20 protein-coding genes are annotated in these 17,361 nt (G+C 42.9%); 12 read left to right on the top strand and 8 right to left on the bottom strand.

What is annotated here, in order from left to right; all coding sequences use genetic code 11:
• Positions 1–75 precede the first annotated feature (75 nt).
• Positions 76–651 (top strand): nucleotidyltransferase family protein, encoded by a 576-nt coding sequence (locus J7E37_RS11530; protein ID WP_215024002.1) that lies wholly within the window; start codon positions 76–78, stop codon positions 649–651.
• A 336-nt stretch (positions 652–987) separates the two neighbouring features.
• Here the strand turns inward: J7E37_RS11530 and J7E37_RS11525 are convergent, their stop codons facing one another.
• Complete coding sequence (locus J7E37_RS11525) at positions 988–2,301, bottom strand: MFS transporter (RefSeq protein WP_215024000.1); 1,314 nt, start codon at positions 2,299–2,301, stop codon at positions 988–990.
• A gap of 330 nt (positions 2,302–2,631) precedes the next feature.
• On the opposite strand from J7E37_RS11525, the gene J7E37_RS11520 reads away from it, so the two are divergent.
• Positions 2,632–2,880: a hypothetical protein gene (locus J7E37_RS11520; RefSeq protein WP_215023998.1), complete on the top strand. Its 249-nt coding sequence runs from the start codon at positions 2,632–2,634 to the stop codon at positions 2,878–2,880.
• A gap of 121 nt (positions 2,881–3,001) precedes the next feature.
• Here J7E37_RS11520 and J7E37_RS11515 read toward each other — a convergent pair whose 3' ends face one another.
• The 3 genes from J7E37_RS11515 to J7E37_RS11505 form a co-directional block, all read right to left on the bottom strand.
• Positions 3,002–4,006: a TIGR03943 family putative permease subunit gene (locus J7E37_RS11515; protein ID WP_215023996.1), complete on the bottom strand. Its 1,005-nt coding sequence runs from the start codon at positions 4,004–4,006 to the stop codon at positions 3,002–3,004.
• Between the two features lie 12 nt (positions 4,007–4,018).
• On the bottom strand, positions 4,019–5,014 hold the full coding sequence (locus J7E37_RS11510) for a permease (RefSeq protein WP_215023995.1): 996 nt from the start codon (positions 5,012–5,014) through the stop codon (positions 4,019–4,021).
• Positions 5,015–5,089: 75 nt separating this feature from the next.
• A complete protein-coding gene (locus J7E37_RS11505; protein WP_215023993.1) occupies positions 5,090–6,304 on the bottom strand; it encodes a metal ABC transporter solute-binding protein, Zn/Mn family in 1,215 nt (404 codons plus the stop codon).
• A gap of 309 nt (positions 6,305–6,613) precedes the next feature.
• Between J7E37_RS11505 and J7E37_RS11500 the strand changes: the two genes are divergently transcribed.
• Positions 6,614–7,813: a GTP-binding protein gene (locus J7E37_RS11500; RefSeq protein WP_215023991.1), complete on the top strand. Its 1,200-nt coding sequence runs from the start codon at positions 6,614–6,616 to the stop codon at positions 7,811–7,813.
• A 69-nt stretch (positions 7,814–7,882) separates the two neighbouring features.
• Here J7E37_RS11500 and J7E37_RS11495 read toward each other — a convergent pair whose 3' ends face one another.
• Positions 7,883–8,509 (bottom strand): TVP38/TMEM64 family protein, encoded by a 627-nt coding sequence (locus J7E37_RS11495; protein ID WP_215023989.1) that lies wholly within the window; start codon positions 8,507–8,509, stop codon positions 7,883–7,885.
• A gap of 342 nt (positions 8,510–8,851) precedes the next feature.
• Here J7E37_RS11495 and rpsN point away from each other — a divergent pair, with 342 nt between their 5' ends.
• Genes rpsN through rpmG form a run of 5 tightly spaced genes read left to right on the top strand, consistent with a single transcriptional unit; the run spans position 8,852 to position 11,191 of the window.
• Positions 8,852–9,121: a 30S ribosomal protein S14 gene (rpsN, locus tag J7E37_RS11490; RefSeq protein ID WP_215023987.1), complete on the top strand. Its 270-nt coding sequence runs from the start codon at positions 8,852–8,854 to the stop codon at positions 9,119–9,121.
• A 20-nt stretch (positions 9,122–9,141) separates the two neighbouring features.
• The gene (locus tag J7E37_RS11485; protein WP_215023985.1) at positions 9,142–9,393 is read left to right on the top strand and encodes a type B 50S ribosomal protein L31; all 252 of its coding nucleotides are present in this window, start codon (positions 9,142–9,144) and stop codon (positions 9,391–9,393) included.
• 25 nt (positions 9,394–9,418) lie between these two features.
• On the top strand, positions 9,419–9,790 hold the full coding sequence (locus tag J7E37_RS11480; RefSeq protein ID WP_215023983.1) for a hypothetical protein: 372 nt from the start codon (positions 9,419–9,421) through the stop codon (positions 9,788–9,790).
• Between the two features lie 57 nt (positions 9,791–9,847).
• A complete protein-coding gene (locus J7E37_RS11475) occupies positions 9,848–11,011 on the top strand; it encodes an FAD/NAD(P)-binding protein (RefSeq protein ID WP_215023981.1) in 1,164 nt (387 codons plus the stop codon).
• A gap of 30 nt (positions 11,012–11,041) precedes the next feature.
• Positions 11,042–11,191, top strand: coding sequence for a 50S ribosomal protein L33 (rpmG, locus tag J7E37_RS11470; protein ID WP_079504591.1), 150 nt, complete (start codon positions 11,042–11,044; stop codon positions 11,189–11,191).
• A gap of 87 nt (positions 11,192–11,278) precedes the next feature.
• Here the strand turns inward: rpmG and J7E37_RS11465 are convergent, their stop codons facing one another.
• Complete coding sequence (locus tag J7E37_RS11465; protein ID WP_215023979.1) at positions 11,279–11,482, bottom strand: hypothetical protein; 204 nt, start codon at positions 11,480–11,482, stop codon at positions 11,279–11,281.
• A 343-nt stretch (positions 11,483–11,825) separates the two neighbouring features.
• Between J7E37_RS11465 and J7E37_RS11460 the strand changes: the two genes are divergently transcribed.
• The gene (locus J7E37_RS11460; protein WP_215023977.1) at positions 11,826–12,317 is read left to right on the top strand and encodes a YehS family protein; all 492 of its coding nucleotides are present in this window, start codon (positions 11,826–11,828) and stop codon (positions 12,315–12,317) included.
• 37 nt (positions 12,318–12,354) lie between these two features.
• On the opposite strand, the gene J7E37_RS11455 is transcribed toward J7E37_RS11460, so the two are convergent.
• Entirely contained in the window at positions 12,355–12,915 is a 561-nt protein-coding gene (locus J7E37_RS11455) for a cysteine dioxygenase (protein WP_215023975.1), read from the bottom strand.
• Between the two features lie 17 nt (positions 12,916–12,932).
• Positions 12,933–13,853 (bottom strand): DMT family transporter, encoded by a 921-nt coding sequence (locus tag J7E37_RS11450; RefSeq protein ID WP_215023973.1) that lies wholly within the window; start codon positions 13,851–13,853, stop codon positions 12,933–12,935.
• A 463-nt stretch (positions 13,854–14,316) separates the two neighbouring features.
• Here J7E37_RS11450 and abc-f point away from each other — a divergent pair, with 463 nt between their 5' ends.
• The 3 genes from abc-f (at position 14,317) to J7E37_RS11435 (ending at position 16,987) form a co-directional block, all read left to right on the top strand.
• Entirely contained in the window at positions 14,317–16,218 is a 1,902-nt protein-coding gene (abc-f, locus tag J7E37_RS11445) for a ribosomal protection-like ABC-F family protein (RefSeq protein WP_215023972.1), read from the top strand.
• A 157-nt stretch (positions 16,219–16,375) separates the two neighbouring features.
• The gene (locus J7E37_RS11440) at positions 16,376–16,831 is read left to right on the top strand and encodes a DUF2269 family protein (protein ID WP_215023970.1); all 456 of its coding nucleotides are present in this window, start codon (positions 16,376–16,378) and stop codon (positions 16,829–16,831) included.
• Between the two features lie 12 nt (positions 16,832–16,843).
• Positions 16,844–16,987, top strand: a complete 144-nt coding sequence (locus J7E37_RS11435) for a hypothetical protein (protein WP_215023967.1) — start codon at positions 16,844–16,846, stop codon at positions 16,985–16,987.
• Positions 16,988–17,361 lie beyond the last annotated feature (374 nt).

Genomic DNA, 17,361 nt, shown 5'->3' with positions numbered 1-17,361 from the left:
ATTAATGCCTATTTCTATTGAATTACTTATTGTGAATAGGAAAGTAAGTACAAGCTCTATATTTAGGAGGTAAATATGAAAGAATATGGAGATTTATTAGTAGAGACCATATCAAAAAATGAACCATTAATGAGAGTTATTAAGGTTCTTAAAGATTTAAATCTCCCATTTCAATATTATGTTGGAGCAGGCTGTATCACTAACACGGTTTGGAATGACATCTGCGGCTATCCACTTGTATATGGTATTTCTGACGTTGATATAGTTTATTATGCACCTGAAGATATAACCTCCGAGAGCGAGAAGAAACTCAAGGGAAAATTATTAAATCTACTCGGAGATTTTCAATTTAAGCTAGATGTGAAAAATCAGGCGAGAGTCCATCTTTGGTATGAGAATAAGTTTGGTTTTCCCATAGAACCACACCAATCTCTTGAAGAAGCAATAGATAGTTGGCCAACCACTGCAACTGCTCTAGGAGTAAGACAAGAAGAAGATGGGGCATTTAAAATTTATGCACCTTATGATTTGGACGATTTATTTTCATTGGTAGTGAGACCGAATAAACGGATGATAACTAGAGAAATTTATGAAAATAAAGTACAAAAATGGCAAGAGAAATGGCCAAAACTTATGGTAGTTCCTTGGTAGTTAGATATTTTATGGACGGTCTAATCTTATGCCACTAACGGGGTAGCATTCCTGTAATGTATAAACCGATTAATTATTATATCAACTTAGTTTGTGAAATGATTCACTTAAACTAACGGGTGCTAATGTTAAAGAAAATAATGCACAAAAAAATCCTTAGAAACACAACGCTCCAAGGATTTTTCTATGCTAATCTACTCAGTAAATGCTGCTATTTAAGTAGGGAATTCTTTGCGGCTAGAACTGTTAATTTGAATTTTGTACCTTAAGTCGAAACCGTTATAAAAAGCCTTACCCGTTTTTTAAAAACGGATAAGGCTTTTTGTTTGTGCACTACTAGGCTGTGGTTGCTGCCTTTTTCTGTGTACTTGTTGCTTCTGAAGTCTTTCTCTGGTAGTAATACCAGTTTAAGATGATCGACAGGACATAGAAGCCGATGAAGATGAAAAATGCTGGCTCATAACCACCTGAGATATTGACGGACCATCCGAACAGCTTTGGAATCAGGAAAGATCCGTAAGCTGCGAAGGCTGCGGTGAAACCTAGTACTGGTGCAGCTTCTTTCGGTACGAAGATTCCAGGGATCATCTGGAATGTTGAACCAGAACCGATTCCGGCAGCAATGAAAAGGATCAAGAATGATGCCAGGAAGCCGCCGAATTGCTTAGTGCCAAGGAAGTAAATGACACTTCCAGCACCCGCCATCATCACAACCAGGACGATTGATGTCAGCTTGGCACCACCCATTTTATCAGCCAGCCATCCGCCGACAGGACGCGATGCAGCAGCAAGGAAAGCACCTAAGAATGCCAAAGAGATATATTCTGGGAATTGTGATTTCAATAATAGCGGGAATGCCGCTGAGTATCCAATGAATGAACCGAATGTTGCAACGTAAAGCCATGTCATGATCCAAGTGTGTTTTCTTTTTACAATGACGAATTGGTCAGAGAATGATTGCTTTGTTCCAGGCAGGTTATCCATGCCGAACCATGCTGCGATCGTAACAATCGCGATTGGTACAAGCCAGATGAATGCTGCGTTTTGCAGGAATACTTCCTGGCCGTTAGACAATGTCTGCCCATCGCCAGAGATAAAAGCGAAAGTTCCAGTTGTAATGATCAATGGTGTTACGAATTGTACGACTGATACACCCATGTTACCTAAACCGCCATTAATGCCAAGCGCGGTTCCACGTGCTTTTTTCGGAAAGAAGAAGCTGATGTTGGATGATGAACTAGAGAAGTTACCGCCACCCAAGCCAGAAAGTGCTGCTAGTAAAAGCATGACAGAATATGGTGTGTCAGGATTCTGGACAGCGAAACCAATTCCGATTGCTGGAATCGCTAGGACTGCTGTTGACAGGACCGTCCAGTTACGGCCACCCATCATTCCAACGCCAAAAGTATACACAAAGCGTAAAGTTGCACCAACAAGACCAGGCATTGCTGCCAATGTGAAAAGCTGCTGATCAGTAAAACTAAAGCCAATATCATTCAAGCGAATTGCGACTACAGACCAAATCTGCCAGACTATGAACGCGAGCATCAAGGAAGGAACAGAGATCCATAAGTTCCGCTGGGCATGCTTTTTACCCTCGGATTGCCAAAAACCATCGTCTTCAGGATTCCATTTATTTATGCGAGCCATTTTAATTCCTCCAAATATTTTTGAGTGTTTACAAGATTAATAAACCATTTATATCACACATCAGTTGTGACGAACCTCACATCTGAGAACACCCTCACAATTCTGTCAAAAAGTCTTGAACATTTTTTGACAGAGGGTGATAAAAGTCATTACCTGTAGGGGTTTAACCTTATAAGAATCCCTTCTTTGTGGAGGAAATGGGGGAGAGGATTTAGCCTACGAGGTGAATCAGGCTATCAAAACCTTCATCCTTTTGCATTGTGATTTAATAGAAAATAGACAGTTTAGCACTTAAGAATAAGATTGTTATGCCCGCGATGGGACACCGGATTGGCCAGTGCGATTGGAGAAATGACGGTGCAGCAAATCCGTTATTATCAGGAGAGCGCCAAAGGTAGTACTGGATTTTCATCACTGAATTTACAACGGTCGATTTCGAAATGGGACGGAGCACAGCATACCGCCTGGCAGAAGCATGATGGGTGGGGAAGCATGGGGTTGGACCGGAGTAAGTCTCCGTGGTACCGTATTAATCTTTATTGGCGAAAATTAAATTATCTCGACCACTTTGCAAGATAGCCAGCTGATTTTAAGTTTTATCGATTGGATAAACTTCTGTTAATTTGCTGACTGTTTAATACATCAAACAAGCCTTGATTCTAGTTCTAGAATCAAGGCTTGGTAAGCTGTTTTTGTATATCTAATTTCTTTGAATGCTGACGGGGTATAAATATGGAACTTCTGGTTCTTCGGCTTTCTCCCACTTAGAGACTTTCACAAGCGGGATAGGGGTGTCCATGTAGGACCCTGTTTCGATGACGCCCTCTATTTTGATCCAAGTATCCTTCTCGATAGCAGCTGCGTCAGGAAATTCGGATAAAAATCCGATGATGCTGGCATCTGCAACACAGTGGGTGACAAGGAACCGTGATACGACCAGTTGGTCTTGTGCAAAGCCTTCCTCTTTATAAACGAATCCATAGAGGCTAACCTTCCGCCCCTGAAATTTATCGATGTTTGAGCTGATTGCTTCATAATAGGATGAATAAATACTGTCATTAAAAATGATGGGAGATCCTGTCTCCAGCACTTTCATCTTTTTATTGTATTGTTCATCTGTCATTTGATTTTCGTATCCTGTGGCAGTTTCGGTGCCTTCGGGTATGTCAGCACTTTCATCACTCTGATAATCGCTCTCTTCAGATGGTTGGCCAGCTTCGCCAGTTCCCTCGCTATCTGCCTGTTCGGTCGTTTCACTCGCTGCCTGGCTGCTCTTCCCGCTTTTGCTTGATCCAGCGATTGACAGCATCGCGCCCTTTTTATCGGCGATCGAGGAGTCAAGGACCTTTGCCGGCAGGAAAAAGCCTGTCAGTAAGGGCAGTACGATGATGGAATAGGACAACAATTTTTTTAGTGAAAAAGGTGTTGTACCATGGTCATGAAAATGGTCATGATGCTCATCGTGCGAGCAGCATTCACTTCCATGGCTGCAGGAGTCATGATCATGTTTCCCTTCTATTGTCCAGACTCGTGTAATCTGGATGAAGAACAGCAGCAAAAAGAGGAACGCGGCTGCCTGGCTTAAAAGCAAATACTTTGGATTAATGAATAAATAAATCTTACCAGTAAAATGCAGCATATAAATCAAGACGGAAAATCCGAGCAGAATCAGGGACCTTGCCGCCTGCTGTGCATGGAATTGCATGGACAAGACCTCCTATAGCATGCCGCCAAACAGCATGAGAATAGTGAATACAGTCCCGGCGACGAGCGCAAGAACGGTCATGACAAATTTAAACCGGAACACACTCATCATGATCAGCGTATTTTTCAAGTCAATCATCGGCCCGAAAATCAAGAAACCTAGGATTGAGGTTGAAGGGAAGATGCTGCTGAAGGAAGCCCCAATGAAGGCATCTGCCTCAGAGCAAAGAGACAGGAAGAACGCTAGTCCCATCATGACAGCCAGTGAGGATGCAGCACCGCTGCCAATTTCCAGTAAAGTTTTCGCCGGCATATAGGTCTGAACCAGAGCTGCCAGGAATGCACCGATGATTAGATACTTGGCCATGTCGAAAAACTCATCAATTGAATGCTGGAGCATGGACCAGAATTTTTCGAGGAAGGACTGTTTTCCAGAATGGCTATGGACGTGCAAGGAGGTGCTCTTTTTGAACTGCGTTCCTTTGAAAACCATTCCAACCATGAAGGCAACAATGATCGTGATGGCAAATCCCAACCCCATTCGAAGCGCAGCGATTTTAAAATCGTTGCCAAAAGCCATATAAGTAGACGCAATGACAATCGGATTGATGAGGGGACCTGTCAACATAAAACCAATAGCAGCGGCTATCGGGACCCCTTTGCCAACTAACCTGCGGATGATTGGCACGATTCCGCATTCGCAGGCTGGAAAAAGAGCACCAACACTGCAGCTCATGACAATCGCCAAATATTTGTTCTTAGGAATCCACCTGCTTATATGCTCCTCGGTGACGAAAATCTGAATCATTCCCGCAATCAGCACCCCAATCAGAACAAACGGGAAGGCTTCTATTAAAATACTGAGAAATATCGTATTCAGATTCAGTATGGAAGAGGGGATTTCCAGCTTACTCTGAAACCCCATCCCCAGGCTTAGCAGCATGAGAAACGCCAGAATGACAGCAATACCTGTAATGTCCAATAAATTAGACCGGATTAATCGAATCATTTTCTCCTCCTGGTTACTTTTAATAGATTGTACTATTTTATTTAAGAAAATATACACAATCTAGTAAAAAAACTATCAATTTAACACTTTTTCCAGCGTCCGAAGATTTTTCCGCATCAGGCTGAAATAATCCTCTTGATTCTTCAGATCCTCAGCTGAAATGGACTCAAGGTTATACAAGGTAACTGTCTCGGCACCGATTTCTCTTTGAATCATTTCTGCCACGCGTGACGAAACATTCTGTTCAAAGGCAATGTATTTCAAATCATGTTCTTTTGCCTCTTCAATTAACTTTGTCAATTCTCTTTGTGAAGGCTCCTGTGTAGGCGAAAGTCCATTGACAGCAATCTGGATGATTCCATATCTATTAGACCAGTATCCATACGCTTCATGGGCAACAAGCAGATGTTTGTTTTCCGCCTTTTCAGTCACACTCCTGAACTCATTGTCCAATTCCTTTAATTCTTTCTCAAGTTGTGCGAAATTCTGTTCAAAGTCCTGTTCACGATCAGGCATAAGCTCAATCAAGGAATCTCTGATAGTCGATGCCAGCTTGATAGAACGGATTGGATCAAGCCAAACATGTGGATCTAGGTTGTTATCACGATGCTCCTCGTCCGAGTGAGTGCTTTCTTCTTCGTGTTGTTCTTCATCAGAGTGAGCTGCTTCTTCGTCATGGTGCTCTTCATCAGAGTGGGCGGCTTCTTCGTCGTGGTGTTCTTCTTCAGAGTGGGCAGCTTCCTCGTTGTGGTGTTCTTCTTCAGAGTGGGCAGCTTCCTCGTTGTGGTGTTCTTCTTCAGAGTGGGCAGCTTCCTCGTCATGGTGCTCATCTTCAGAATGAGCAGCTTCCTCGTCATGGTGCTCTTCTTCGGAATGAGCATCTTCCCCTTCATGGGAATGATCATGAGAAGACTCAATCATTTCTGCATTTACTGCTGCTTTTACCATCATTACCTTTTCTTTTTTCAAGGCTTGCTCCGCTTTTTCCGCAAATCCTTCAATTCCGGCACCGGAATAAATGAATAAATCAGCTTCAGCAAGCTTCATCATATCCTTCGTGCTTGGTTCGAAGCTATGGGCGTCTACATTCGGTGGATAGATGCTTTCCACTTCCACGAATTCCCCGCCGATTTTTTTCGCAAAATCCTGAAGAGGGTAGATGGTTGTATAGACCGTCAGCTTAGCAGCTTCTGAATTATTTTTGTTGGCTGATTCCGTGCTGGAAGAACAGCCAGCTAGCGTCAAACCCGCTAATAACAGTAAACCAATTGACAGTTTAGTAATTTTCATAGTAATCTCCTTGAACGGTATTTTCATTAATCGAAATGATTCCGATTTAAAGTGTAAAACAGAAAGGTGTATTTGTAAATGATTTTAGGAATCATTCCGATTTAATTTCCCTTGAATAGAGTCTGATATGCTCCTAAAGAGAGGATGACCAGTTAAGTATTTGCTTTTTAAAATAATTGACAAGCTAGAGAGTAGCGATTAATATCTAACCTTAATCGTAATGATTACGATTAATGTTGTTTAATAGAATAGTATGCCGGATGGAAGGCGTGTATGAGAAAAAAAGAAAATAAATAAAGAGGTGTAGAAATGAAGAGGAAAATACCTGTTACTGTGCTGAGTGGATACCTTGGTTCAGGCAAGACCACATTATTGAATCATATATTGAACAATCGTGAAAATAAAAAAATTGCGGTCATTGTTAATGATATGAGTGAAGTGAATATAGACGCTGCCTTGATTAAGAATGGAGGCTTTTCAAAAACCGAGGAAAAACTGATCGAGCTTCAAAACGGCTGCATTTGCTGTACTCTAAGAGAGGATCTTATGATTGAGGTGGAGCGTCTGGCGAAAGCTAGAGACGTTGACTATATCGTTATTGAATCGTCGGGGATTTCAGAACCGATTCCGGTTGCCCAGACATTTACATATGTGGATGAGGGGTTGGGGATCAATTTAACAGAGTGGTGTCAACTCGACACTATGGTAACAGTTGTGGATGCAAACAGGTTTTGGCATGACTTCTCTTCCGGAGAGAGCCTTCTGGACAGAAAGGAAGGTACGGATGAGAATGATACACGTGAGGTCGTCGACTTATTAATTGATCAGATCGAGTTTGCCAACGTCATCCTTTTAAACAAAAAGGACCTAGTCGATGCTGATGTCTACCTTGAGTTGAAGGCAGTACTGCAAAAGTTGAATCCGGGGGCAAGAATCATCGAATCTAGTCACTCAAGGGTAAGAATGGAGAATGTGCTGAATACTGGAAAGTTCAATTTTGAAGAGGCCAGCCAGGGAGCAGGATGGATAAAGGAACTAAATGAAGAACATATCCCTGAGACGGAGGAATTTGGAATTTCTTCCTTTGTTTACAGTAGAAAGCGTCCATTCCATCCTGCGAGATGGATGAAGTGGCTTGAGGAGTGGCCTGAGGATATCGTAAGGGCAAAAGGCTTCTTCTGGCTGGCAACTCGCAATGATATCGCGGGGTTAATATCACAAGCTGGACCTTCCATCATGCTGGAGGCTGCCGGAGAGTGGATAGACGCTTACCCGGAGGATGAGAAAAAACAAATCCTTAAGGAAGAGCCTGAATTATTGGCAAAGTGGGATATTGAATTCGGAGATAGGATGACGGAGCTGGTTTTTATTGGTGTGAAGATGGATGTGCATGAAATCATAGGTAAATTGGATCTGTGCCTGCTGACTGCAAAAGAAATGATGATGGATTGGAACCAGTTCCCTGATGAACTTCCGCCTTTTGCCATACCTGCAGCAAGTGGCAGCTAAGATGCTGCTCAGCAGAAGGGAAGCTTGGGGATCATCTTTATCTTTTTTTAGTAGAAAAGGTACTTGACTTTACTCAAGGCGAGCGTAGCGAAGAGACCATGCCCGGTAAATGAAAAGGACAGAGAGCAGGAAAAGCAGGTAGAAAAAAAGTCCAAGGGCAAGGTTCTTTATGGAATAGAAAACCTGCTCTCCAGCATAGGCAAAGATGAACATAGGAGGCAGCTTTCCAAGTGCAGTTGCGGTAAGGAAAGTTCTTAAGGGAATGTTGGCCATTCCTGAATATACATTAACGACCAGCGGGGGGATGATTGCGACCATCCGGCTAAAAAGAATGGAAATAAACGCATTATTCAACAGCATGGTTTGAAATTTTTGTATTCCGGAAAATCGGTGTAAAGAACTGCGGAAATATTCCCTAAGAACCGAACGTGCCAAGAAAAAGTAAACAACAGCAGCCGTGACGCTCCCAAACCAATTGATCAGTAATCCCAGAAGTAATCCGTATTTTGCTCCCATTAATCCTGCAAATATCGTAAAAGGAATAATGGGAATAGAAGCGAATAAAGCGGAAAAAAACATCATCAGCGGAAGCTGGGAAGGGTCACTGGTTTGGATCCAGCCAAGGATGAGTTCTCTATTGTAAAAACCCGCTGTCAATATAATGATATACGCGATAACAATGAACCATTTTTTCATTATGAATACCTCGTTATGGATTTGAAGAAGGTACAGGCAGTTTTTCGCCAAAAAAACCGATGGCTGATTTCCTTATGATGAGAAACTTATCAATATAAAAATAAAAATTACTAAGCTATACTTGCTGCTCTAATTATTTTGGTTGTTTTTTTCGATTCTAGTCATATATATTGGCGTATCGACTCTATAACTTTTTTTTAACGGAGTAAGAGCTGATCAGAAACGAATTACTACTGTTTATCATCTGGTGTTGCAATAACCGAATAATTATGCTTAAATGTTTGTATGCTATTTGCAAATCGTAATGATTACGATTATCTTTTAAGGGAAGGGGTGAGTGAATTGGCCATGAAATCAAAGGTTGCCAAAGAAAAAAAACGCCAGGAGATGGTGTTGAAATATGCAGACCTGCGCAGGGAAATGAAAGAAAAGGGCGATTACGAAGCGCTGAGGAAGCTTCCGCGTGATTCTGCACCTACCCGATTGAAAAATCGCTGTGAAGTGACAGGACGGCCGCGCGGATATCTCCGTAAATTTAGAATGTCGCGTATTGCTTTTCGCGAATATGCCCATAAAGGCCAGATTCCGGGCGTGAAAAAATCCAGCTGGTAAAAAGATTGGAGGAATTTACGATGAAGGAAAACATCCATCCGGATTATCATAAAGTAGTATTCATGGATACAAACAGCGGCTTTAAGTTTTTGACAGGATCAACAAAGACTTCGAACCAGAACATCGAATGGCAAGATGGCAACACTTACCCGCTTATTAAGGTAGAAGTAAGCTCTGATACCCATCCATTTTATACGGGCGTCCAAAAGTTCTCTGACCGCGGGGGCCGAACTGAAAGATTCATGAAGAGATATAATTTAAAGGAAAAATAGAATGTAAGTCAGGTGAGGTGGACGGATGAATTCGCATTTAATGGAGATTCTCTCGAGAGATATTTTACAATCTCTTCCAATAGAACAAAGAAAGGTCTATGAATATGTTGTTCATCTGGAGGATCAACTGGCCCAGCAAGCTGAGACGTCAGAAGAATTCATGGCACTCCTGGTAAAGCATTCACCTCACAGACAGGCAGCAAGGCATTTCAATTTAACTTTCGGGCAGCTGATGACGTTAATGAGAGAGGCGGAAAACTTTATCAATCAGCAGCTGGAGAAAAAACTGGAGAATTTAACTTGGTTAGATCTAACAGAACAAGTCAATTCAAGGAAAAAGATCGTTAATGACAAAATAAAATATTTTTATTTCGCGGTTAATGAGGATCATTCATGATTTTTTTTGTTCTGAAAATCGTAATGATTTCGATTTAAATGGCAGGAGGGTATCACTGTGTACGAATGGATTGTTATAGGTGGAGGCATACAAGGATGTACGGTCGCCACCTTTTTGCTGAAAAACAAAAAGGTTTTACCAGACAATCTCTGTATCATTGACCCGCATGAAAAACCTTTATCCAAATGGACGAGAAATACTGGGTTAATTGGTATGAAGTTTCTTCGTTCTCCATTCGTCCATCACCTTGATGCCGATCCGTTCAGTTTAATCAGTTTTACAAAGAAAAAGAAGCTTAAGGATAACGAGTTTTACGGTCAATACAAGCGTCCCTCGCTGAAGATATTTAACGAACACACTCATCATCTCTTTCAAGAGACAGCTTTGGAAAAATCCTGGCATCAGGGCTTTGTCAATGGCATCGATAAAGAGAAGGACCATTGGCGTGTCCATACATTAAACGGTAAAAGCATCGCCGGCAGGAATATTGTATTGGCATTAAGCGTAAACGACCGGTTGTTTATTCCTGAATGGGCAGACTCACTTCATGAAGAATCAAACCAGGTGTTTCATATCTTCGAAAAAACTGCCAGTATCCAAAACCTGAAGCCCCCAATAGCTGTGGTAGGAGGAGGAATTACATCTGCCCATCTTACAATCAAGCTGGCTGCTATGTATCCGGGAGGGGTCACTCTAATCAAAAGGCATCCCTTCAGAGTTTTTGATTTTGACAGCGACCCGGGATGGCTGGGTCCAAAGAGACAAACTGCCTTTCGTCAGATCAACGATTATGAAAAACGCAGGGATGTCATCATAAGTGCCAGGAATAGAGGATCGCTGACTACAGAACTGTTCCAGAAGCTAAAGAAACTTGAAAATGAACAAAAGATTAAGGTAGCGGATGGGGAAGTAAACTCAGCAAGTAAAAAAGGCGATGGAGAAATCCTCCTTAAACTTGATCAGCAAGAGGTGAACGTAAAATCAATCGTTTTGGCAACAGGGTTCAAGCCCGGGCGCCCTGGCGGATGTTGGCTGGACAAGGTGATAGAAAAGTTTGACCTCCCATGTGCCCGGTGTGGTTATCCAATAGTCAGTCCAGCACTTGAATGGTGCCCTCATTTATACGTAATCGGATCTCTTGCCGAACTGGAGATTGGTCCTATTGCCCGGAATATCTCCGGTGCACGCCAGGCAGCCGAAAGAATCGTTCACAATGTATAAAAGAAAGAATAAAATCAGGAGGAAAGAAAGATGAGAGTCAAAATTACGCTAGCATGTACGGAAACAGGAGACAGAAATTACATTACTACTAAAAATAAAAGGAATAATCCGGATCGGATTGAATTAAAAAAGTATTGCCCGCGCTTAAAGAGATACACTCTGCATAGAGAGACGAAATAGGCTGGCAGATCCAGCATTCGATTTAGTAATAAATAGCTTTGTAAAGGAGGGATGTTGGTCAGCCCTCCTTTAATTGTGAGAGCTGACTCACTGTCCTATTTCCGCTTGTGCTGCCGCCCTATGGATAATATCGACAACGAAAGGGTCCCTGTTTTCCAATTCCTGCAGTTTGATAGAACCACTAGCCAGGCTGTCCGAAATTTCGTTTATGTCTTCCTGGGCTGATACCGGCACCTGGTTAGCGGTCATCATCCTTTGCAATTCCTCCGCTACTCTTCTTTCCTGAGTCATTAAAACAACCTCCTCTGTAGTTCAATTGTAGTATGAATCAAATGGTTTCGTTTAAACCGGGCTAAAATAGACATTTATACTTTTCCAAAAGGAATCGGTACTAATATGCCCGCGAATATCGAGCGTAACCTATTTGCGGGCCAGCCAAAATTTAATATAGCTTTATATGTTTATCTGAACGTCTGTCATGATGTTTTCGATTATTTATGGCAGCTGGACAGCCAGTACGCAGAAGCTTCCTGCTTAAGAGGAAGTAGCGTTCCCCGCCTTATTTTTAATGCAGGCTTAGCATATGCTACAATAGAGTCTGGTTAAAATTGTTTCGGTTATAGGAGGCTTTTTCATGCTTAACAATGATATAGTGATCCGTTTGCGGTATGCATTGGATATCAAAGATACTGATATGGTAGAGATATTCAAGCTTGGCGGCATGAACGTGGCGAAGGACGATGTCCGCATGATGCTGCAGAAAATTGATGAAGATGAATATGGGGAAGAAGATGTACCGGAGGACTACATAAGAATCAATAATGCAATGATGGAGCAGTTCTTGAATGGTATGGTTACTTTTAAAAGAGGAAAGCGTCCCGGAGAGACTGGCACTCCGCCACTGACTGGGGAAAGTGTGAATAACCAGCTTTTGAAAAAGGTTAAAATCGCTCTTTCGCTGACGAGCGAGGACATGCTGGAGATTTTTGACCTTGCTGGAGTCCGTGTTTCTAAAGGGGAGCTTGGGGCGATTTTGAGAAAAGAAGGACATAAGAATTACCGTGAATGCGGCGATAAGTTCGCGCGCAATTTCCTGAAAGGATTGACCTTGAAGTACAGGGATTAGGGAAGCACGGGGAAGTGAAGCATAAGGTCAAAAGGCCCTATGCTTCTTTTTTTAGCTGGATTTCTTTGATTTTCTGACGCTGTTCATCAGGCCACCAGGCTCCGCAATCATCGGAAACGACACAGGCTGCACACTTTTCTAAATCGTAGACTTTCATCCCGCTGATTGGCGGTGAATAGAGGTGGAGAGTGACGAGCCCCTCTGTACCGTCTGCCTGCATTTTATGGACACCTTTTATAGGCGCAAAAAACAGTTGTCCTTGGTGATAGTACTCCTTGAATAGTTCATTGGGCAGGCTGGTTCCATTGACCTCATAAACTGAATTAACGGAAGTCCCATTAAGGACGTGTATCCAGCCATGGGAGTCTCCGTGATCATGAGGGGCGCATTCTAAATCCGACCAGTTCATCACAAGCAGCTCGACATCCTCACTTTTGTACAGGAGTTTCCGGTAATAAGGCTTTCCGGAGGGTGATTGGAGTACCTGCTCCAAATCAACTGCAGACATATTGAGTTCCGCCAGCGCTTCCCTCATCTCATGCCGGGAAGGATTTTTTAATGAATCCAACACATTTTTAGCCTGAGGATTCAAAGTCATGTGCATTCCCACCTTCTTCATTTTTTAAAAATGGTATGCGCCAGTAAGCGCGCAAGACCTCCATTGACAATGGCCACTCCTATAATAATTATGATTCCGCCAATGGCACTTATGAGGATAATTTTTTCATGCAAAAGAAAGATAGCAGCAATCAGGGTAGCCAATGGCTCAAGGTACAGGAACATTGATACCTTTGAGGCATCCAATACCTCCAATGCCTTTCCCCAATACCAATACCCAATTCCAGACACGAATATCGCAAGGAACAAAAGATGTGCCCACTCTGTCTGTGTCAGCAAGGGCAGGGATTCCCAGCCTTTATTGCGGATGATAAAAGGGAGAGTGAGCACAAAGCCGATCAAGCTCATATAAAATGTCACCAGGAGAGCGGGATACGGGATTTGCAGCCTTTTTAACAGGATGGAATAGACCGCCCAGTTCAGTGTGCTCAGGATCATCAGGATGAAGCCGATGTTCAGCGCGAACTCGAAGGAATGCCCGCTGCGGGTGGTAGTGACAAGAAAGACGCCTGTTATGGCAACCACCATTCCAATCGCTTTTTTCACATCCATCTTTTCATGTAAAAACAGAACTGAAAGGATGACGGTGAAAATTGGAGAGAACGAGATCAGCCATCCGGCAGATGAGGCATTGATCGTTAACAAGGCCGTTGCCTGCAGGACCTGGTGAATAAACACACCCAGTATTCCGAGGATAACCAAATGAGGTATGTATCGAATCGAAATCCGCAAACGATAACGACTTAGCAGTAAAATCATCAATAAAAACAAAGCCCCGATGCCGAAGCGAAGCACCAATAGGGAGTACGGGTCGAGCTTTCCTAGTACAGCCTTTGCAGAAACAAAGGAAACGCCCCAAAAACTGATGGATAATAAGGCATAAAAAGAAGCAGTGAGCTTGGCACGAAACGGAATCATGGCACGGAACCCTTTCTGGTGAACAAGTTTTTTACCATCCTATGCTTGTCCTGGAGGAAGAAGAATCATGAAAAATTATCCAGAAATATTTACAAATTAATGTAAAGTTGAGATAATGAAGCAAATGGTTGAGGAGGGAAAGTAAGTTTATGGAACCAACATCTAATTGCTAATTATTAATTTTATTAATAAGGATTTTGTACAGAGTGTAGAAAGCCTATATGCATAGGTTTATTTCGCTATGCTCTTTATGGAATCGCAGCAATTAGAAGAAAACTTACTTTACTGAATCGTGATACGGATTTTTTGGCATGGGCTTATTTAGGCTTGCTGAAAATGTTGATTCAAGACTGTAGGGGATTCTGCAGTCTTTTTTTGTTGGAAAAATTAAATAGTAAATAAGTTCTTCTTTGTGCTGTCCATAAAAAGCGTAGCTTCATTATGGATGAAAGAAGGAATTTGTATGTTAGAACTAAAAGTGCATGGAATTAAAAAATATATGGAAGCGACGCTGGTCGTGAACAGTTTTACATTGGAAGCTTTTGAAGGGGATAAGATCGGGATCGTCGGAGCGAATGGCAGCGGGAAAAGCACGATTCTTAAAGTGATTGCGGGGATTGAGCACATGCATTATTATCCTGGCTACCCACAGACCTCGAGTCCTGGATATGATGAAGGTTTGATTCACAGGCCGCGTGGAGCGTCGTTCGCTTATTTGGAGCAGTTGCCTTCGTATGCGGCCGGCCTGAAAGTGATCGATGTGCTGAATATGGCTTTTGAAGAGGTTCATGCCGTTGAAAAACAGATGTGTGAAATCGAGACTCAGATGCAGGTTTTAGTGGGTACGGCTTTGGAAAAAGCGCTCAATAAATATAGTGACTTGGTGAATCTATATGAAGCAAAGGGCGGATATGAACAGGAGGAGAAGCTAAGCAAGGTTTGCACCGGGCTTAAGTTTACCGAAACTTTTTTACAGAGGGAATTCGATTTGCTGAGCGGCGGGGAGAAGACGACGGCAGGTCTCGGGAAAATCCTGATCCACCAGCCGGATATCCTGCTGCTCGATGAGCCGACGAATCACCTCGATATGGAGTCGATCGAATGGCTGGAAGGGTTTTTGAAAAATTATAAGGGAATCGTGCTGATTGTTTCGCATGACCGCTATTTCCTCGATAATGTCGTCAATAAAATTGTCGAGATTGAAGACATGGAGACAATCAGCTACAGAGGGAACTATTCCGCTTTTATCAGCCAAAAGGAAGAAAATATGCGGGTGCAGTATGAGCAGTTCCGCGAGCAGCAAAAGAAGGTCAATAACATGGAGAAGCAGGTGACGAGCCTGCGCGACTGGGCGCTGCGGGCGGACAATAATAAGTTCTTCAGACGGGCGGCCAGCATCCAGAAGAAGCTCGACAAGCTGGATCGCATTGATAAGCCGATTTTTGAGCGGAGGAATATGCGTTTGAGTTTTAACGATGCGGTGCGGTCTGGTAATGAAACGATCAAGGCGGTTGGTGTTTCTAAGCGCTATGAAGATAAGGTGATTTTTGATGGCGCTGATTTGATGATTCATTATGGCGAGCGGGTCGGCCTTGTGGGCCCGAATGGCAGCGGCAAGACGACATTCCTGAAGATGCTTCTCGGGGAAGAGCAGCCGGATGCTGGTGTGGTCGAGTTAGGAGCGAATGTGATGGCCGCTTATCTGCCTCAGAAGATTGCTTTTAAAAATGAAGAACTGACGGTGTTTGAGTGCTTCCGTGAGGATATCTCGATTGTGGAGGGAAAAGCACGCGAGTATCTCGCGAAGTTTATGTTTTACAAAAAGAGTGTCTTCAAGAAAGTGAAGTTTCTGTCCGGGGGCGAGCGAATCAGGCTGAAGCTCGCGATGCTGATGTTCCAGGATATCAACTTGCTGATTTTGGATGAGCCGACGAACCATCTGGATATCGATTCGATTGAGACACTTGAGGCAGCCCTGGAAGATTTTAAAGGCACCATATTCTTCATTTCACATGACCGCTATTTTATCAATAAAATCGGCGAGCGGGTGATTGCGGTTGAGGACTTTGGCTTGAAGAGCTATGAGGGGAATTATGATGATTATAAAAGGGAGAAGGCCGCGAAAAAGGTGATCGAATCGGTGCCTGTTTTCAAGGAGAAGAAGATGGCGGAACAGTCGCAACCGAAACCTTCCGCAAAGTTTTTAAGGAAAATAGAAGGCCTGGAAAAGGAAATCACAGAGCTTGATTTAGTGATGGGGATTAACCAGGATTATGAGCAGCTTGATAAGCTGTATAGCAGGAAACAGCAACTGAATGAAGAACTCGAGCTGGCAATGGAGATGTGGTTGAGCGCCGGGGAGTGAGTGAGAGGGGGCATGGATATTCGTTCATGCTTCCTTTTTTCTGTTTGGTGGTGGTGAAAAAACACTATAAACAAGTTGGAAAAATAGGAATCTTTTCACGAAGAAGGTAATATTTATGATGTAAATATATAGGTAAAAAGTTCTAGGAGGAATAAGGATGACTTTATATGGGTGGTTGGTTTTAGTTCATGTAATCGCCGCCGTTGTTGGTTTAGGAGCGAGCTTTGGAATGCCTGTGGTCGCCAAGTTTGGTGCTAAGTCAGTAACGAACGCAAAAGTTTGTTTTGAGATTAATAAGAAAATAGAGATGTTTGCAAAGGTAGGATCGCTTACTTTGTTAGCCAGCGGAATTTTGATGGCAATCGTCAATCCGGTGCTATGGTCGCAGGGATGGTTCATCGGTTCCTTGATTATATACGTACTGATTCAGCCTGTCGTCGCAGCAATGTTACCCAAAACAATCGAACAGCAAGTCGACATCGTGATGAACAGCGGTGACGGCGAACTGCCAGCCGAGTATCATCAGCTGGAAAAAAAAGCTGCCAAGCTGAACGGCATCGCACATGTCGCAGCTGTTGTGCTCATCGTACTAATGTCAACAAAACCATTTTAGGGGGATTTAGAAATGCAAGCAAAGCCAATGTTCTATGATGGGAACGGAGAAAACAAACAGACAACAGGTGCTGCAGCTACACAGGCATCCAATGTTGTTATCACTGAGGAAATGAGTAAGGCCTTCGGCGGAAATCCTTATGTTTTTGTGAAGTAGGTTGATAGAAAGAGAGAGAGTGCTGGCCTTTTAGGCTGGTGCTTTTTTAGTTTCATAAGCCCTCTAGAGGTAAAAGTCTATTAGGTTAGGAACAAGGTTAGGTTTAAAGACCATGCAGAGCAGAAAAAGCGCGAGAGATGGTCAATAGAAGAGGGATAAAGACCATCCAGAGCAGAAAAAGAGCAAGAGGTGGTCCATATAAGAGGTATAAAGACCATCCAGAGCAGAAAAAGAGCAAGAGGTGGTCAATAGAAGAGGTATAAAGACCATCCAGAGCAGAAAAAGAGCAAGAGGTGGTCAATAGAAGAGGTATAAAGACCATCCAGAGCAGAAAAAGCGCGAGAGATGGTCAATAAAAGAGGGATAAAGACCAT

It is taken from the genome of Bacillus sp. ISL-39, assembly GCF_018613295.1.
GTDB lineage: Bacteria > Bacillota > Bacilli > Bacillales > Cytobacillaceae > Mesobacillus.
Note: the sequence above shows the minus strand (reverse complement) of the source record. Positions and strands in the feature narration are given on the sequence as shown.

Bases quoted from the DNA above. Each gene is read 5' to 3' on its own strand.
- rpmG (WP_079504591.1), top strand. From the start codon at position 11,042: ATGAGAGTCAAAATTACGCTAGCATGTACGGAAACAGGAGACAGAAAT.
- J7E37_RS11455 (WP_215023975.1), bottom strand. From the start codon at position 12,915: ATGACTTTGAATCCTCAGGCTAAAAATGTGTTGGATTCATTAAAAAAT.
- J7E37_RS11505 (WP_215023993.1), bottom strand. From the start codon at position 6,304: ATGAAAATTACTAAACTGTCAATTGGTTTACTGTTATTAGCGGGTTTG.
- J7E37_RS11450 (WP_215023973.1), bottom strand. From the start codon at position 13,853: ATGATTCCGTTTCGTGCCAAGCTCACTGCTTCTTTTTATGCCTTATTA.
- J7E37_RS11460 (WP_215023977.1), top strand. From the start codon at position 11,826: ATGCTTAACAATGATATAGTGATCCGTTTGCGGTATGCATTGGATATC.
- J7E37_RS11440 (WP_215023970.1), top strand. From the start codon at position 16,376: ATGACTTTATATGGGTGGTTGGTTTTAGTTCATGTAATCGCCGCCGTT.
- J7E37_RS11510 (WP_215023995.1), bottom strand. From the start codon at position 5,014: ATGATTCGATTAATCCGGTCTAATTTATTGGACATTACAGGTATTGCT.
- J7E37_RS11495 (WP_215023989.1), bottom strand. From the start codon at position 8,509: ATGAAAAAATGGTTCATTGTTATCGCGTATATCATTATATTGACAGCG.
- abc-f (WP_215023972.1), top strand. From the start codon at position 14,317: ATGTTAGAACTAAAAGTGCATGGAATTAAAAAATATATGGAAGCGACG.
- J7E37_RS11500 (WP_215023991.1), top strand. From the start codon at position 6,614: ATGAAGAGGAAAATACCTGTTACTGTGCTGAGTGGATACCTTGGTTCA.
- J7E37_RS11485 (WP_215023985.1), top strand. From the start codon at position 9,142: ATGAAGGAAAACATCCATCCGGATTATCATAAAGTAGTATTCATGGAT.
- J7E37_RS11530 (WP_215024002.1), top strand. From the start codon at position 76: ATGAAAGAATATGGAGATTTATTAGTAGAGACCATATCAAAAAATGAA.
- J7E37_RS11525 (WP_215024000.1), bottom strand. From the start codon at position 2,301: ATGGCTCGCATAAATAAATGGAATCCTGAAGACGATGGTTTTTGGCAA.
- J7E37_RS11465 (WP_215023979.1), bottom strand. From the start codon at position 11,482: ATGACTCAGGAAAGAAGAGTAGCGGAGGAATTGCAAAGGATGATGACC.
- J7E37_RS11435 (WP_215023967.1), top strand. From the start codon at position 16,844: ATGCAAGCAAAGCCAATGTTCTATGATGGGAACGGAGAAAACAAACAG.
- J7E37_RS11480 (WP_215023983.1), top strand. From the start codon at position 9,419: ATGAATTCGCATTTAATGGAGATTCTCTCGAGAGATATTTTACAATCT.
- J7E37_RS11515 (WP_215023996.1), bottom strand. From the start codon at position 4,006: ATGCAATTCCATGCACAGCAGGCGGCAAGGTCCCTGATTCTGCTCGGA.